A 16,508-nucleotide genomic window follows, 5' to 3' on the forward strand; every position below is an offset into this window, starting at 1 on the left:
GAATCTTATTCCATTTTTTTACTGGTTCACTCTTTGTCTTCCTTTCTTTCAATGGTTTGACATATTACAAATCTATCTTTTTTATCTTATCGAAATTCTATCTGCCAAAACTAAGGTATTTTTTATTTTCTCCTCACGGATACGCGCCAGCAAACCCTCTTTCTTATCACGTTTTACTGCGGCATACGCACAACTTTCCTTTATTTCCACAACGCCTAAATCATCTTTGTCTAATCCGCCTTTCTGAAACAGGAAACCGACTACGTCCTTCTTACTCAACTTATCCCGTTTGCCGCGGTTAATGGTCAATGTAACCCATTCCGAACGGAGCGGCTTTTTAGCCTTCTCCGGCAGGAAGAATTCATCCGGTTCACGGGTGATATATTCGGGAACAGTCTCTATCTCATTCAGTATCATAAAGGCATTTCCTTCCGCATTCATACGGGCCGTACGTCCGTTTCTATGGATAAAGGCTTCTTCATTGATAGGAAGATGATAATGAATCACATTCTTTACTTCCGGAATATCCAGTCCGCGGGACGCCAGGTCAGTAGAGATAAAAACGGATGCACTGCCATTACGGAAAAGCGACAACGCCCGTTCACGTTCCGGCTGTTCCATACCTCCGTGGAAATATTCATTATCCACTCCCATTTCTGTCAGATAATTGCTGACACGTTCCACTGATTCACGCTGGTTACAGAACACCAGGGCAGACTCGCCTTTCAACTCTCCGAGCAATTTATACAATGTCTCCAGCTTATCCTTAATCGGCGATTTCACGATACGCAAAGTCAGACCTTTCGCCTCTTTCACTCCGGTCAGGAACGACAGGCGGACAGGCGATGTAATACTGGTAAAGGGAGGTATTTCCACCGCTTCGGTTGCTGAAGTCAACACTCTGCGACGCACTCCGGGAAGATGTGAGAGAATATCTTTCATCTCATCCTGGAAGCCCAGTTCCAGAGACTTGTCGAATTCGTCCAGAATCAGTGTACGGACGGTATCCAGATTAATATTCCCCCGTTCCAGATGGTCGAGGATTCGTCCGGGCGTACCGATAAGCACCGTTGGCGGATGCTCCAGACTTTTCTTTTCTGTCCGGATAGGATGGCCGCCGTAACAGCAGTTCACTTTATATCCGGCTCCGAGTGAACGGAATACCGTCTCTATCTGTAAAGCCAATTCACGAGACGGGGCGATGATAAGCGCTTGTATCTTCTTATCCTCATCCGTCAGCGTAGTAAGTAAGGGCAGCAAGAAAGCCAGGGTTTTACCCGACCCCGTGGGACTGAGCAACACCATATCCTTTGTCGTACCGGCATCAAGCACGGCCTGCTGCATTTCATTTAATGCCTCGATACCTGTATTCGACAGGGCACGGGCTATCACTTCGTTTTGTATCATTTATATTCTTTATAAAATTCAGCAACCGATTCAATCCCTTTATAGAAGAAATCGAGCGTGCAACTTTCATTAGGAGAATGAATAGCATTCTGTTCAAGTCCGAAACCCATCAAGACGGTTTTTATACCCAATACCTGCTCAAAGGTGGAGATGATAGGAATACTTCCTCCGCGACGTACTGCCAGCGGTTTCTTGCCAAAAGCAACCGTGCAAGCCTTTTCCGCCGCCTGATAAGCCGGAAGGTCAATCGGACAAACATAACCCTGTCCACCGTGTTTCGGCGTGACTTTTACCTTAACAGATGCAGGAGCCACCTGGTTTATGTAATCTTCAAACATTTTTGATATTTTGGAATGTTCCTGATGCGGAACCAGGCGGCAGGATACTTTTGCATAGGCTTTGGACGGAAGCACCGTTTTACTGCCCTCTTCCGTATAACCTCCCCAGATTCCACAGATATCGAACGACGGACGGCAACTGTTTCTTTCCAGCGTTGAGTAGCCTTTTTCACCGGACAAGGCATCCACACCGATAGCAGCCTTATATTTCGCCTCATCAAACGGGATTTGTGCAATCATTTCGCGTTCGGCCGGAGACACTTCTTCTACATCGTCATAGAAACCGGGAATCGTGATACGTCCGTCAGCATCGATAATATCGGCCATCAGTTTACATAATACATTAATAGGATTAGCCACTGCCCCACCGAAATGGCCGGAATGCAAATCACGATTCGGGCCGGTCACTTCGATTTCCCAATAAGCCAAACCACGCAGGCCGGTCGTCAACGACGGTGTTTCGGCATTTACCATGCTGGTGTCGGATACCAGAATCACATCGGCCTCAATAAGTCTTTATGTTCACGGCAGAAGGTTTCAAGGCTGGGAGAACCGATCTCCTCCTCTCCTTCGAAGATAAACTTCACATTGCACTTCAGCAGGTCGAGCTTCAAGGCTGTTTCAAAGCCTTTTACCTGCATCATAGACTGGCCTTTATCATCGTCCGCACCACGAGCCCAGATACGGCCGTCACGTATTTCGGGTTCAAACGGTTGGCTTTTCCACAAGTTCAATGGCTCAGCCGGCATTACATCATAATGGGCATAAACAAGCACAGTCTTGGCATCGGGCGAAATCATCTTTTCGCCATATACGACCGGATTGCCTTCCGTCGGCATCACCACGGCTTTATCCGCTCCGGACGATAGTAACAGTTCCGTCCAGCGCTGGGCACAAGCCTGCATATCAGGTTTATGCTCTTGTTTAGCACTGATGGAGGGAATACGGATTAAGCTGAACAACTCTTCCAGAAAGCGTTCTTTATTGGATTCGATATACGATTTTACTGACATAAAACAGAAGATTTAATTTTAAATTTAACGTTTTTATTTAAGGTTACAAGTTTACGAATAAATTACTTAAATCCCCATTTTATTGTCATATAAAATATAGTAAGATGTTAATGTAACGTCAGTTTTATCTCAATGTCATTAAGTTAAACAAATAGTGACATTGAGTTTTTCGCTAAAAGCTTATTTTATCTTTAATCCGGGAATTAAGGGAGTAGTATCCACCAGTTCCAAATCCTTTACCATAGACAAAGTTCCCTGCTTATATTTCTGGAAATGGGATGTTTGGATATGCTTTTTATAAGCCTCCTGGTCTGCATAAATCTCCAGGATCGTTATTTTATTGGGGCTTTCTTTATCAGCTGTAGCATATAAAGTAAGTACGCCCGGTTCCAAGCGCATGGAGGTTTCAATCTCTTCTTTCAGGTAGGCATTATATGCATCCAATTGTGCCGGGTCTACAGTAATTTTGGAGAGGCGGACCAGGTTATTTGCCGGACTTACGGCAGATGCTTCCTTTATTATCTTCAAGGCCTTTATTGCCGGCGGGAAACCGATATACGGAAGACATTGTATGACTGCCGCCACAACCGTTTCCTTACTGTTACCCGCATTCAGATTTCCCTGAAAATGAGAACGAAGCTGGCTATCGGCTCCCAATGTCATCAGGACACAATATCCCAGTAACTCACGTGTTTTGAGGTCAAGTCCACCACGGGTATACATATCACCGAAACAATATTCTGTCAGGAAACGTTCCACATCGTCACCCATTTCCCCCGGAATATCTTCCATCACCTGACTGATACCTCCGGGATAAAGCCGCTCTTGCACAGCCGCCCCTTTTTCATGACGGTTTTCTTCCGTAACCGTGCCTTGTTTTTCCAATGGCAAAGAAATGCCCCGTTCTTTAAATACTTCATTAATGACGGTCAGCGCGTTCAAGGTTTTGGGAAAACCGATAAACGGAGCGCATGAATAAATAGCTTCACGAAGTTCAACAGGAGTAACTCCCACATTCAATGCCGCTCCTGCATGTGCCTTCAGCTGGGGCAAAGTCTGCATAGTTGCTAATGTAACACAGGTAATCATTTCACGGGTCTTTATATCCAGTTCTCCCGTGCGGAATACTTCTCCGAAAATAAACTTCTGAAGAATATCCATCATCTCCGGGTCAGTTCCCTGCCCGGTCAAGGCTTCGCCACCGAATAAAGTGGTATAATTCTTTTTACATAATTCAATCCTATCCATATCTTTTTCTGTTTTAAGGTCTGAAACATTCTGAGCAATAGCAGACATTAAGCCTGATACGATGAATACCAATGTTAACAATTTACGTTTCATATCTTTCTGTTTTACTGATGTTGCAAAGCTAAAAAAACCGGACCGTTTCGATTGTAGACGGATTACAGATAAATATACCTAAATTACAGATGTGCAGCTTCCCACCCGATAATAGCATTCTTACGAACTTCTCCCCAATGATAATTACCTATCTCACCGGTCGCTTTTATGACACGGTGACAAGGAATCAGGAAAGCGACCGGATTCTTTCCTATGGCAGTTCCGACTGCCCTGCATGCACCCTCATATCCTGATTTTGCAGCTAAATCGGCATAAGTCGTCAAGCCACCTGCCGGAACCTTCAATAAGGTTTCCCATACTTTTAACTGAAATTCAGTTCCTCTCAGATGCAGTTTTATTTCCTGCAATTTACTCCAATCCTGATTGAAGACAGACAGGGCGTTTTGCTGTTTCGTATCAAGGGTTTGTTTGTAAGCGGCATTGGGGAATAGGCTTTGCAGATTGGCTAGTGCCTTCTCCTCCCCTTCATCGGCAAAGGCCATGTGGCAGACTCCTTTTCCGGTGGATGCTACGATGATGCTTCCGAACGGAGTATCTGCAAACGAATAATTGATATCCAAATCCTGGCCGCCATTTTTATACTCGCCCGGTGTCATCCCTTCTATATTTATAAATAAATCGTAAAGGCGACTCGTTCCCGACAAACCTAATTCGCAGGCGGTATCGAAAAGAGTAGCATGCGTTTCTTTCAATATCTTTTTCGCATATCCGATATTCAGATATTGCAGGAATTGTTTGGGAGTTATGCCTGCCCATTCATGAAATAACCGCTGGAAATGAAACGAACTCACATGAATATGCTCCGCAATTTGTTCCAGGCCGGGCTGTTCACGGTAATTCTCCCTGATAAAACAGATGGCAGAGGCTATCCGTTCGTAGTTCAATGCTTGCTGCGTCTTCATTTCCTTAAAATGATTATTAGAATAGCCTGTCGGAAGCCTCCAGTTCGAGCAATAGTTTCTTTGCAGGAAGTCCGCCGCCATATCCAACCAGCTTTTGGTTACTTCCGATAACACGATGGCAAGGAACCAAGATTGAAATAGGATTTGCCCCATTGGCCGATGCTACTGCACGGATAGCTTTGAGATTACCTAATTTCTGCGACAAAGCGGCATAAGAAAGCGTTTTTCCATACGGGATATTCACTAATGCATTCCAAACCGTTTGCTGGAAATCCGTACCCGCAAAAAGCAAAGGAATATCAAATGCCTTCCTTTTGCCGGCAAAATATTCATTCAGTTGAACAACTGTCCGGGCGATTACTTCGGATTCGCCTGCCTCATAACGGGCATGCAATAACTTTTGTACCCGCCGGTCAATCTGTGCCCTGCGATTCTCATCCATCCAGTCGCACAAACAAAGTTTGCCATCCAAAGAACCCAATATCAGTTCTCCGCATGGGGACTGATAGTATTGTATCTGAATAATATTTTCCATACTCTTTTCTTTATATCGCAAATGTACGAAGTTTATGAGTATGGAAGAACCCGAATCTTGCTATTTTAATAAGGGCAGCCGGTGAAAGCCTTCCAGTTTCCTAAACACAAAACTACGAGAAAACTGTAATCAATTCACAATCAGACTTATCACTCAAAATGAATACCCTGTATCTTTTACCAGCCATGGCAGGTTGAAACGGTAATGGTTACGGCTGCTTACCAGATGTATCATTCCATCCGGCGATTGCGTACCGGCCAGATAACCGCGGGGTTCCGCATGGCTCCCGTCCATTTCAAAGAAACCGGTCCAGGCGCCTCCGTCCATAAAACGTTCCTTGCCATCGGTCAGTAATTTCTTAACAGGCCATGTCTTTCCATCGTCGAAGGAAAGGGCGGCATACATTCCGTAACCGGTATATTCCTTGCCGTCCTTATCTTTAAAGGTCATACCGTTCAATCCATTTTTCAGACGGAAAGGATGGTTCGTGAAAGAGACCAGCAAAACAGGTCCTTCCTGTAAACGAATCAATACCAGACGCTGACCGCCATCAATCGGGGGAAATTCAGAAACGTTGTATGTCCAGGTACGTCCGTTATCTTCCGACAGGCTCATGGGCATCCGTTCCAGACCGTCTTTATCGACAATGCCGTCACCACGTCCGAATGCCATAAAACGTCCATCGGACAGTTGCACTACTCCGGCATGGATTCCGGCAATAGTACCGCCCGAAGCGCCTGCCTCGAACTTGCCCGGATTGGTTTTGCCCATGTCTTCCCAGGTCAGGCCATTATCCTTGCTGATATGCAATGCCGTGCCGCCATTGCTCCGGGGAGTGGCGTCGGCGGCTTGTACCAGCCAACCGTCCTTAGTACGGAAAGAACCAGCTATCACCTGATGCCGTCTGGCATGCTCAGGGGCGATGATACGCGGACGACTCCAGGTTGCACCGTTATCCGTGCTTGTCCGCATGACCATGGCGAGGGTTTCCCAGGTACCGGCAGCTTCCACCCCATTTATATGGACAAGTGTACCTTTATTATTCAGCAGGGAAGAACCGGTCATATTCCGGTCGGGCACCTTGAAGAACTCGTGCGGCTCGCTCCATTCGGTACTGCCTTTCTTCAGGCGGCTTTCCAGAATCACCATCTCCCGCCCCGATTCTTCGTCGCATGTAAACCAGATAGCCAACAAATCCCCGTTATCACACCAGGTTATGGCAGGGCAATGGTTATGCTTGTAGAACGGGACACCGGAAGAACATTCGGGCGTTTTCACATAGACGAGAGGTTCACCGAAGAAAGGTGTTTTCAAAGGAGCGTCCCAGGTATGTTTCTGCTGTGATATATGCTCTTGCGGGGTCGGTCCGGCTACAGGAAGCGGCTGGGTTTTAGGCATATCGGCCTGCACCACCCGGAAGCCGGTGAGCCAGTGTTTATCTTCGGGTATCATCGCCATACGGTTGGCGGAACGCAGAAATCTTTCCGGAGTGCTATGGCTTCCGCCACGTGTCACTTTATATAATCCGTCAGCACGGCCCACCGGGTCTGTTTGCGGTAATGCTTCGTAAGGTCCGTACCAGTCGCTACACCATTCTTCTACATTTCCGTGCATATCGTGCAGTCCGAAAGGATTGGCAGGAGTTTTGCCAACCTGAAGGCTGATTGTAGAATCCGTTCCCCAGACATTTTGCTGGTTCTTATGATACACGCCATGAAGTCCGTCGTCCATCCAGAAATTCCAGTAGGACCCGGCACGGCAAGCATATTCCCATTCAGCTTCGGTTGGCAGGCGATACGTCTTCCCTTCCTTTTCCGAAAGCCAGTCACAGAATGCTTTCGCCTCGTAATAGTTTACAAAAATAACCGCTTCATCATCTTCTTTCGAAAGGCCGTACTTTCCCCGTAAGTTCTTATGGGAAGGGTCAAAACGCTCGTACTGGGCATTTGTCACTTCGGTCGTTCCCATCAAAAAAGGGTTTGTGATCGTTACCGGATGAATCGGCGCTTCATCATAATCTTCTCCCAATCCGTGGCTTCCCATATGGAAGGAGCCGGCCGGAATCCGAGTAAATTGCATTCCCAGGCTATTCGTTTCCTGGGCATTCGTAGCAAAGGCGCCTAATACAAAAAGGCAATAACATAAGATAGCAGCGTTTCTCATTTTGATTCGTTTTTCCATATTCCGGAATAAAGATAAATATATTATCCGAAAACTATCCGGGATACTTATCAAAAAAAGAAACTCTTTCAAAATTACTGTATGTCATCCCGGGCTTAACCCGGGATCGCATACTTTACTGATAAACAATACTTAGTATGAGTTGGCGGATCGGGTCCGCCATGACAAAACACATTAACCCTGCGTCTCCAGATAAACGACATGAGTCTGAAGGTATTCTTCCAGGCCATGCTTACCGTCAGCACCACCAATACCCGATTTACGCCAGCCGGCATGGAAACCCTGCATGGCTTCAAAGTTCTCACGATTGATATAAGTTTCGCCGAACTTTAAGGAACGCATCAGTTTAAAGGCCATATCCAGATTCTGTGTATAGACGGAAGAGGTCAGTCCGTATTCGCAGTCATTCGCCCAGGCAATAGCATCTTCCACTTCTGTAAACTCTACAACCGGGAGAACGGGACCGAATGTTTCTTCCTGGATAATATCCATCTTCTGTGTACAATTAGTCAAAAGGGTCGGTTCAAAGAAGTAACCTTTAGCTCCGATACGTTTACCTCCATAAGCCAGGGTCGCCCCCTGCTTAACAGCTTTTTCGACTTTCTCTTCTACCGATTTCAGGGCACCGGCATCAATCAGCGGTCCCATATCCAAATCTGCGACCTCGTTGGGGTTGCCTACTTTTACCTTACCAAAGCCATCCAGCAACTTTTCAATAAAAACATCTTTAATGCTGGAATGTACATAAACACGTTCACAACAGTTGCACACTTGTCCGGTATTGATCACGCGGGAAGCAATGATCGACTTCACGGTCAGATCCAGATCCGCATCCGGCATAACGATAACCGGAGCCTTTCCTCCTAACTCCAGCGATACCTTCGTCACATTAGCTGAAGCGGCTTCCATCGTCTGCACACCGGCAGAAACACTTCCTGTCAGGCATACGGGATATAACTTCTTCCGTAGAAGGGTTCAACACATTGATCCACTTTCCGGATCGATTCTCGATGAACTGTCCATCGATGTACATTTCTAAATCTTTCATGGTCTCTTTAAATTGATAATTAATACTAATATGTATTCTTTATACGAATTAAGGCATTCTGATACCTGTTATGCACAGATATGTCTGATTATCGGTCTCCTAAACAATGCCACATTGTATAATCTCCTGGTAAAAAGTACTTTGTAAAAGTAAAAACTTATTTGCATAATAAAAAATACAATGATGAAAAAAAACAGTACGATAACTTTTTATAAGTTTAGTAACCAATATACGGCTCAATGGGAAGCTATAATAAAAAAAGGTCCATGCCCGAAAAAGACATGAACCTTCCTTATTTTATAAGAGAGTTTATAACTTATATTTATACAATTGCGCCATCACCTTCTGATACTCGTTCTGCAACTGCATATAATTCTGCATGCTCTGATAGAAAGTCGTTACATCAACGAAATATTCAATCATACTGATTTGGCCGGTCTGAATAGCCTTATTCAGCAATGCCAGGCTATTCTGACTTTTCAGAACCGTATTGTATTCGTCCATAGAAGTCTTCAGAGCGACCGACTGGTTATACAACTGGTGTAATTCACTTTCCACGGTCGTTGTCGTACTCTCCAGTTGAAGGTCGGTATAAAGAGCCTGCGCTTTAGCCTGCTTTACATTATTCCTGTTTGAGAATAAAGGAATGCTGACACCAACCAGGAAACCGTTAAAACGCTCTCCGCCGGTAGCCGTATTCATACGATACCCCAACTCAAAACCGGGTAAACTCTTCGACTTATTAACGCTCAACTGGCGGCGGGCAGCCACCTGCTCGCTTTTCAACGTAAGCAACTGAGGATTGGAAGTCACAGCCTCCGCACGTAATTCCTCGAATGACAGGATATCACCGTCCGACATATAGGTCGTGTCCGTGAAGTCGATAGCAATACCACCATTCAATGTTGCCAGTTCCTGAAGTTTGGCAATACGGGCAGACTCGTTCATACGGGCTTCCGTTTTCGCATTCAGCAACTCCAGGTCAATCTTATTTGTTTCCAGAATATTCGCATCGCCGGTTTCCAGACGCATGGCATACAGTTCCGCCAGTTGTTCCGCATTCTGCCTGCGTTGGTCGAGTAATGCCCGTTGCTGGTTCAGCAGGACCAGGTCAAGGCAAATCTCCTTCGCCTGCAAAAGTATTTGCTGACGGAACTCTGCACCCTGACGGTCGAAACTGGCGGCTTTCGATTTCGCCAGTTTATTCTTCTGCACATATACCGAAGGGAAGTCGAACGACTGGGATGCAACCAACTCTCCCTGTATTCCCATCCCTTCCCGGTTGCCGTACTGATGTACATAGGAAACCGAAGGGTCTGGCAGGTTATTATCCAGCTTCGCTTCCAGTTTCTTAGAAACGGTAAGCTGGTTATTCGCCTGCAATTCTTTATTATTGGCTTCGATACTGCGCAGGACGGCATCAATAGAATTCTGCCCGTTCACTGAAAGCGCAGCGGAAGCCAACAAGGTAATTACTATGAATTGTTTCATTTTTCCTTATTCATTAAAAGATAAACAATAGGAATAATAAATCCGTTCAGGAAAGTAGATGTCAGCAACCCTCCCAGAATGACAGTCGCCATCGGACTCTGTATCTCATTACCCGGCAAATCTCCGTTCAATGCCAACGGTATCAATGCCAAAGCCGAACTTAAAGCAGTCATAAGAATCGGGTTCAGACGGTCCAGCGAACCGTGTATCACCGTATCGTAAACAGAGAAGCCTTCACTGCGCAGCTGTGCATAATGACTAATCAGCAACATACCGTTTCGGGTAGCGATACCAAACAGCGAGATGAAGCCGATAATAGCCGGAATACTGATTTCACCGGAAGTCAGCCACAAAATAAATACGCCACCAATCAAAGCCAACGGCAGGTTCAGCAGGATGACACCACTCTCTTTCGCATTCTTGAACTCATTATAAAGCAACAGGAAGATTACCAGCAAAGACATCAAAGAAGTGAGCAACAGTGTGCGGCTGGCTGCCTGTTCACTTTCAAACTGTCCGCCATATTCGATATGATACCCTTCGGGCAATTTGATTGATGTTCCAATCTTATTCTGAATATCATTTACAACACTGCGTAAATCCCGTTCGGATACGTTCGCACTGATTACTAACTTGCGCTGAACGTTTTCACGGTTAATCGTATTCGGACCGGTTACCGAACGAACCTCGGCAATATAATTCAGCGGGATTTTCTTCCCTCCGGCATCTATCATCAGATTACGGATATCTTCCATCGTTGCACGGCTCTCGTCGGAAGTCTTTACTGTCAGGTCGAATGTTTTACCGTCATCATACACCTGGCTGACAACTTCGCCACCCAGCATGACATTAATATATTCTTCAAACTCAGGAAGAGATACGCCATATTTAGCCATCAGTTCACGTTTCGGCGTGATGGTCAGCTGCGGACGTTCAATCTGCTGTTCTACTTTCAGGTCAACCAGGCCCGGAATGCTCTGGATAGAGTTTTTGATATCGTTACCAATCGTAAAGAGACGGTTCAAATCGGTACCGAACAGTTTGATGGCGATATTGGCTTCCGTTCCCGAAAGCATCGCATCGATACGGTGAGAGATAGGCTGACCGATTTCGATATTCGCACCACTGATAGTCGACAGCTTCTTACGGACATCATTCATCACAGCTTCCCGGCTACGGTCTTTCAATACGAACGGGGCCTCTATCTCCGAAACGTTCACACCCAATGCATGTTCATCCAGTTCGGCACGTCCGGTCTTACGGGCCACCGTCTGGATTTCGGGAACCTGCATCAGTAACTCTTCCGCCCGATGTCCCATCCTGTCTGATTCATCCAACGAAATACCCGGCAGCGAACTTACATTAATAGTAAAAGAGCCTTCGTTGAAAGGAGGAAGGAAACTACGTCCCAGCGTAAAGAAAATACCCAACGCCACAAGGAACAGACCCACCGTAGAACCCAGCACAATCTTCTTATACGCCAAGGCAACTTTCAATGCGGAAGCATATATCTCCTTCAATTTACGGGCTACCCATGCCTCTTTTTCTATCTTCTTATCGGTCGACTTATTGCCCAGCAGATAACTACACAATACCGGCGTCAAAGTAAGTGCAACAACGGTAGATGCAAACAAAGCAACGATAAACGCAATACCCAGCGGCACCAACATGCGTCCTTCCATGCCATGAAGGAAAAACAAGGGTACGAAACTTACCACAATAATCAACGTGGAATTCAGGATAGGCATACGTACTTCACGGGAAGCGTCATAAACCACCTCCAATACCGAGCGCCGCTCTTCCGGAGGAAGCATCCGGTTCTCCCGTATTCGTTTATACACATTCTCCACATCGACAATCGCATCATCCACCAGCGAACCGATAGCAATCGCCATACCGCCCAGAGACATTGTATTAATGGTCATCCCCATATAATGCAAAACCAGGATAGAAACGAGCAATGACAAAGGCAACGCCACCAGCGAAATCACCGTCGTACGGATATTCATCAGGAAGAGGAACAAAACGATGACAACGAAGAAACTTCCTTCAAACAAACTGTTCTTTACATTATTAATAGAACTGTCGATGAAACGGCTCTGACGGAAAATATCGGTAGAGACATTCACGTCCGACGGAAGATTCTTTTGCAAGTCGGCAACGATACCGTCCAGCTTGTTTGTCAGGTCGATTGTACTGGTATTCGGTTGCTTGGTCACCGTTATCAGAACAGCATGCTTGCCGCGTTCAGAAGCTGTACCCAGTTTAGGACTTTTGCTTCCTATCTTCACCGTCGCCACATTTTCCAGCATGACCGGAAAACCGTCGACTGTCTTGATAACCCCTTTTGCCAGTTCCTCCACTTTCGGAGTGGAAAGAACGCCACGGATGATATATTCATTGTCATATTCATACAAAACACCGCCATTTGCATTACGGTTCATATTACGGCAAACCGTCAGGACTTCATCCAACCCTACTCCATAATGTTTCATACGGGCGGGGTCAAGCAATATCTGATATTCTTTGATATCGCCACCAATCACAGCGACCTGTGCCACACCGCCTGTCGACAACAAACGCGGACGGATTGTCCAGTCGGCAATCGTACGCAAATCGAGCAAAGAAGTAGAATCGGCAGTCAGACCGATAATCATCATTTCTCCCAGGATAGAAGATTGCGGTCCCAGCGTCGGCTTGCCAACGTTCTCGGGAAGGCTTTCACTAACGACTGCCAACTTTTCCGAAACAATCTGGCGGGCACGGTAGATATCCGTTCCCCAATCAAATTCAACCCATACAACAGAGAAACCGGTGGTAGAGGAAGAACGTACACGGCGCACATCCATAGCCCCGTTCACAGCCGTTTCGACCGGGAAAGTAACCAGGCGTTCCACTTCTTCAGGAGCCATACCATTTGCTTCCGTCATAATAACCACAGTCGGAGCATTCAGGTCGGGAAACACATCTACATCTGTATGAAAAGCTGTATAGGTTCCCGCTATCATCAGCAGCAATGCACAGATCAGGACAACCAATCTGTTATGCAGCGAGTAATATATTATTTTATTCAACATAAGAATAATTGTTTAATTAGCCGATATGCAATGTGCCAATCAAGATAGTACCATGAGATTTCCATTGGCACATTGGCATATTTGCATATTTGCTCATTATTAATGATTATGAGTATGAGCCGGAATAGCATTGGAGGCAGAAGCCAGTTTGACCTGGTAAGCGCCTTGTGTAACAACCGTATCTCCCGGTTTTAGACCAGACAGAATCTGGACTTCAGCACCATTGTTGGCACCCAGTTTCACTTCCTGCTTTTTGTATCCTTCCTCATCCAAACGAATAAATACGGAATAAACGCCTTGCTCTTCTATCAACGCGGAAACCGGAACGCTCAACACATCCTGCATCGGAGAGGTAAGCAAATAGATTTCAACAAACGAACCGGGAATGACAGCCCCTTTATTATCAAATTCAAAAGTCACAGGAATATAAAAAGAATTGGCATCCGAAGCCTTTCCATAAGAAAGTAAACGTCCGTGAAGTTCGGAAAGCTCATACACTTGGTCGTCATAAGGAGTTCGGAAATTAGCAGACTGTACAGCCGGAAGATATTGATAATACTTTTCCGACACTTCGGCACGAAGCACCAAGCGGCTATTCTGAGAAATCGTAGCCAACGGTTGTCCCACAGCGACATAATCGCCTTCTTTCACCTGAAGGTTCTTCAAGTATCCGTTCATCGGAGAAACAACCGATACCCCATTCTCCGTTTGTTTACCGGCAATGGCATCGTAAGCGGCCTTTGCATTTTCATAATTCAGACGTGCCTGTTCAAAGTCCTTGGCAGAAACGATCTTATCTCCTACCAGCTGTTGCATACGTTCATATTCCTTCTTGGCATTTTCGTATGCATATTTGGCACGGGCTGCCACATTCCCCTCAGACAAATTACTGGAAGCCAGGCTCAGGATAGCCTGTCCCTTCCGGACCGGAGTACCGTCCACAAAAGATAAACTGCCGAATGTAACGATACCGGGGACAGTAGCTACCACAGTCGTTTCATCGCCTTGTGCAGCCATCACGCTTCCGCTGGTCTTTATCACATCGGTAAAAGGAGCCGGTTCCATCACTTTCGTCTGTAAACCGACTGCTTTCGCTAATTCTTCTTTGAAAATGATTTCATTGGAATGTGCACTAGAGGAGGCTTCGTGTTCATGGTCATGTCCTTCATGCTCATGATCGTGACCCTCTTCATGTTCATGTGCTTCATGATCATGATTATGTTCTTCAGATTTAGTAGCTCCGCCACCACAACCTGCAAATATGTAGGCACATAAAACCCACAATAAATATATCTTTTTCATTGTATTATAATGTGTTATTAATGCATAATAAATAGCTCGGCGTTTAGATAAAAACACCGAAAAGCGAATAAGGTTCGCCACCATCAGTAACAATTATAACACAGGAGGGGCTCGCAGTCCACTTGCACACGTTATCCAGCTATCGTGCAGAGACTCAATATAAAAGGCTCGACTGCGTTCAAAAGGTTGTCCGCAAAAAGCCGGTTCGGGAGGGTTAATATAATCAAATAAAACCTGCAAAGGGAAAAGCAGGTGACTAGCATCCACATCCGTCGCATGTGACAGCAGAGAGGTGAAAAGAGCAACATTATGCCCGTTACAACCGCAATCGTGAGAAGAAGCACTTTTGTGACTGTGTTCAGTCAGCGATTTAAAACAAGGCAGACCGTTACTGTGATGATGATGCGGTATGATGACCGAAAGCAGCATGATGATGCCGGCTATCAACATTACGTAACGGATTATGTTTTTCTTTGCTCTCATATTTATTCTGCAAAAATAGAAAGTTTATTTTGCAACACAATGGCAAATATCAGATATATAGCAAAAAAAATTCCGGCCGAGAGTCACCTCCCAGCCGGACAGTTGTTCATGGTATTAGCATTAGTGGTCTACTCATTCTGATTATACAAGCAAATGTTTGGTTAGGTCAATAATTTATAAACAAAAAATCTAAGACTAAAATAAAATAAAGTTCATCCATTCTAATGCTATTTCAATTAACATCACTTAGTATTAATAGTAAACTGCAATAACTATCCGTTCAAACCATCATTGCCGTCTCTCTTTTGAGATACGCGAATTTACTAAGCAAATACGGGAGTTTTATTTCGCATATAAGGTATTTTCAGTCATACCTATTTCTCATTCACCTATTTACTCTCTCCGCATTTTCGAAAATACGCAACCTGCGAGTACGCTTATTACATTTGTTGCGTTTTTCGAAACAATACACTTTGTTTATTGTTTAATAATTGAACATATATATTATTTAAAAGGGAGAATTGGAAATGAATACAGATGTATTAAATACAAATCTGATCGAGGTAATGAAAGAGAAAATACCAGATGGGGTTAATTTAGCGAATACCCTGATGGATATTCTCTACATAGGAAAAGAGGCCGTATACAGAAGATTACGCGGCGAGGTTCCCTTCACCCTCAATGAGGCTTCCATCATTTCAAAGAAACTGGGAGTTTCACTTGACCAGATCGTGGGTATAAGCTATACTAATAACGCTATGTTCGACCTGAATCTTTTACATTATTCAGATCCTATCAAAACGTATTACAAAATCCTTGACCACTATCTTGAATTGTTTGAGTCTCTACGCGACGATCCGACTTCGGAGTTAAGCACAGCCTCAAATATGATACCACAGACTTATTATCTGAAATACGATAGCTTGTCTAAGTTTCGGTTATTTAAATGGATGTACCAGAATGAAAAAGTAAATTGTGTAAAATATTTTTCAGAATTAAATTTACCCGAAGAGCTCAAACATGCCCAAAAGGCATTCGTAGAAGCTAGTACATATATACAGACAACAAACTATATATGGGACAGTATGATGTTTAACTACCTGGTGAACGATATAAAATATTTCGCCAGCATTCATTTAATCACGGAAGAGGAAGTAACCAAACTACAGGAAGAACTCCTCCGCCTATTGGACGACCTGGAAACAATCGCTTCCAGAGGTAAATTTGACTCGGGCAAGGATATACATATATATATATCCAACCATTACTGTCCCGTAAAAGTGGATAAATAGTTCTTTGAAATAATTGAAATATAGTCTATTAGATACTACTTTTTAGGCGCGACGATTTGAAATCATACCTTTGAGGT

The 16,508-nt window shown here is 44.8% G+C and carries 11 protein-coding genes and 2 pseudogenes; 1 reads left to right on the forward strand and 12 read right to left on the reverse strand.

Annotated features, from left to right (window positions below; genetic code table 11):
• Positions 1 to 81: 81 nt before the first annotated feature.
• The 12 genes and pseudogenes from DXA15_RS22275 to DXA15_RS22330 all read right to left on the reverse strand — a co-directional run bounded on the left by DXA15_RS22275 (position 82) and on the right by DXA15_RS22330 (position 15,139).
• Positions 82 to 1,407 carry a DEAD/DEAH box helicase gene (locus DXA15_RS22275; protein ID WP_128135476.1) on the reverse strand — a complete coding sequence of 442 codons (1,326 nt, stop codon included), beginning with the start codon at positions 1,405 to 1,407 and terminating at the stop codon, positions 82 to 84.
• Positions 1,404 to 2,758: pseudogene (locus DXA15_RS22280) on the reverse strand (dipeptidase). Before DXA15_RS22280 ends, DXA15_RS22275 begins: the two are co-directional and overlap by 4 nt.
• A 180-nt stretch (positions 2,759 to 2,938) precedes the next feature.
• On the reverse strand, positions 2,939 to 4,099 hold the full coding sequence (locus DXA15_RS22285) for a carboxymuconolactone decarboxylase family protein (RefSeq protein ID WP_128135477.1): 1,161 nt from the start codon (positions 4,097 to 4,099) through the stop codon (positions 2,939 to 2,941).
• Positions 4,100 to 4,182: 83 nt separating this feature from the next.
• A complete protein-coding gene (locus DXA15_RS22290; protein ID WP_128135478.1) occupies positions 4,183 to 5,022 on the reverse strand; it encodes a methylated-DNA--[protein]-cysteine S-methyltransferase in 840 nt (279 codons plus the stop codon).
• Between the two features lie 16 nt (positions 5,023 to 5,038).
• Entirely contained in the window at positions 5,039 to 5,557 is a 519-nt protein-coding gene (locus DXA15_RS22295) for a methylated-DNA--[protein]-cysteine S-methyltransferase (RefSeq protein ID WP_128135479.1), read from the reverse strand.
• Between the two features lie 153 nt (positions 5,558 to 5,710).
• Positions 5,711 to 7,636, reverse strand: coding sequence for an SUMF1/EgtB/PvdO family nonheme iron enzyme (locus DXA15_RS22300; protein WP_233567544.1), 1,926 nt, complete (start codon positions 7,634 to 7,636; stop codon positions 5,711 to 5,713).
• Between the two features lie 276 nt (positions 7,637 to 7,912).
• A pseudogene (locus DXA15_RS22305) lies at positions 7,913 to 8,680 on the reverse strand (aldehyde dehydrogenase family protein); the annotation flags it as partial.
• Positions 8,628 to 8,786, reverse strand: coding sequence for a hypothetical protein (locus DXA15_RS25350; protein ID WP_158579698.1), 159 nt, complete (start codon positions 8,784 to 8,786; stop codon positions 8,628 to 8,630). The gene DXA15_RS25350 and the pseudogene DXA15_RS22305, both read right to left, overlap by 53 nt.
• 309 nt (positions 8,787 to 9,095) lie before the next feature.
• Positions 9,096 to 10,277: a TolC family protein gene (locus DXA15_RS22315; protein WP_128135481.1), complete on the reverse strand. Its 1,182-nt coding sequence runs from the start codon at positions 10,275 to 10,277 to the stop codon at positions 9,096 to 9,098.
• On the reverse strand, positions 10,274 to 13,354 hold the full coding sequence (locus tag DXA15_RS22320) for an efflux RND transporter permease subunit (RefSeq protein WP_128135482.1): 3,081 nt from the start codon (positions 13,352 to 13,354) through the stop codon (positions 10,274 to 10,276). The genes DXA15_RS22315 and DXA15_RS22320 overlap by 4 nt, the downstream gene beginning before the upstream one ends.
• Before the next feature lie 99 nt (positions 13,355 to 13,453).
• Complete coding sequence (locus DXA15_RS22325) at positions 13,454 to 14,656, reverse strand: efflux RND transporter periplasmic adaptor subunit (protein ID WP_128135483.1); 1,203 nt, start codon at positions 14,654 to 14,656, stop codon at positions 13,454 to 13,456.
• Between the two features lie 93 nt (positions 14,657 to 14,749).
• Positions 14,750 to 15,139 (reverse strand): DUF6769 family protein, encoded by a 390-nt coding sequence (locus DXA15_RS22330; protein WP_233567542.1) that lies wholly within the window; start codon positions 15,137 to 15,139, stop codon positions 14,750 to 14,752.
• A 527-nt stretch (positions 15,140 to 15,666) separates the two neighbouring features.
• On the opposite strand from DXA15_RS22330, the gene DXA15_RS22335 reads away from it, so the two are divergent.
• Entirely contained in the window at positions 15,667 to 16,431 is a 765-nt protein-coding gene (locus DXA15_RS22335) for a hypothetical protein (RefSeq protein WP_233567543.1), read from the forward strand.
• The last annotated feature ends 77 nt before the right edge of the window (positions 16,432 to 16,508 follow it).

Source organism: Parabacteroides sp. AM58-2XD (genome assembly GCF_003463685.1).
Taxonomy (GTDB): domain Bacteria; phylum Bacteroidota; class Bacteroidia; order Bacteroidales; family Tannerellaceae; genus Parabacteroides; species Parabacteroides segnis.

What these genes read in the sequence shown, in the direction of transcription:
- DXA15_RS22335 (WP_233567543.1), top strand. Translation starts at nt 15,667, where the DNA reads ATGAATACAGATGTATTAAATACAAATCTGATCGAGGTAATGAAAGAG.
- DXA15_RS22320 (WP_128135482.1), bottom strand. Translation starts at nt 13,354, where the DNA reads ATGTTGAATAAAATAATATATTACTCGCTGCATAACAGATTGGTTGTC.
- DXA15_RS22295 (WP_128135479.1), bottom strand. Translation starts at nt 5,557, where the DNA reads ATGGAAAATATTATTCAGATACAATACTATCAGTCCCCATGCGGAGAA.
- DXA15_RS22325 (WP_128135483.1), bottom strand. Translation starts at nt 14,656, where the DNA reads ATGAAAAAGATATATTTATTGTGGGTTTTATGTGCCTACATATTTGCA.
- DXA15_RS22315 (WP_128135481.1), bottom strand. Translation starts at nt 10,277, where the DNA reads ATGAAACAATTCATAGTAATTACCTTGTTGGCTTCCGCTGCGCTTTCA.
- DXA15_RS22330 (WP_233567542.1), bottom strand. Translation starts at nt 15,139, where the DNA reads ATGAGAGCAAAGAAAAACATAATCCGTTACGTAATGTTGATAGCCGGC.
- DXA15_RS22275 (WP_128135476.1), bottom strand. Translation starts at nt 1,407, where the DNA reads ATGATACAAAACGAAGTGATAGCCCGTGCCCTGTCGAATACAGGTATC.
- DXA15_RS22285 (WP_128135477.1), bottom strand. Translation starts at nt 4,099, where the DNA reads ATGAAACGTAAATTGTTAACATTGGTATTCATCGTATCAGGCTTAATG.
- DXA15_RS22300 (WP_233567544.1), bottom strand. Translation starts at nt 7,636, where the DNA reads ATGCAATTTACTCGGATTCCGGCCGGCTCCTTCCATATGGGAAGCCAC.
- DXA15_RS25350 (WP_158579698.1), bottom strand. Translation starts at nt 8,786, where the DNA reads ATGAAAGATTTAGAAATGTACATCGATGGACAGTTCATCGAGAATCGA.
- DXA15_RS22290 (WP_128135478.1), bottom strand. Translation starts at nt 5,022, where the DNA reads ATGAAGACGCAGCAAGCATTGAACTACGAACGGATAGCCTCTGCCATC.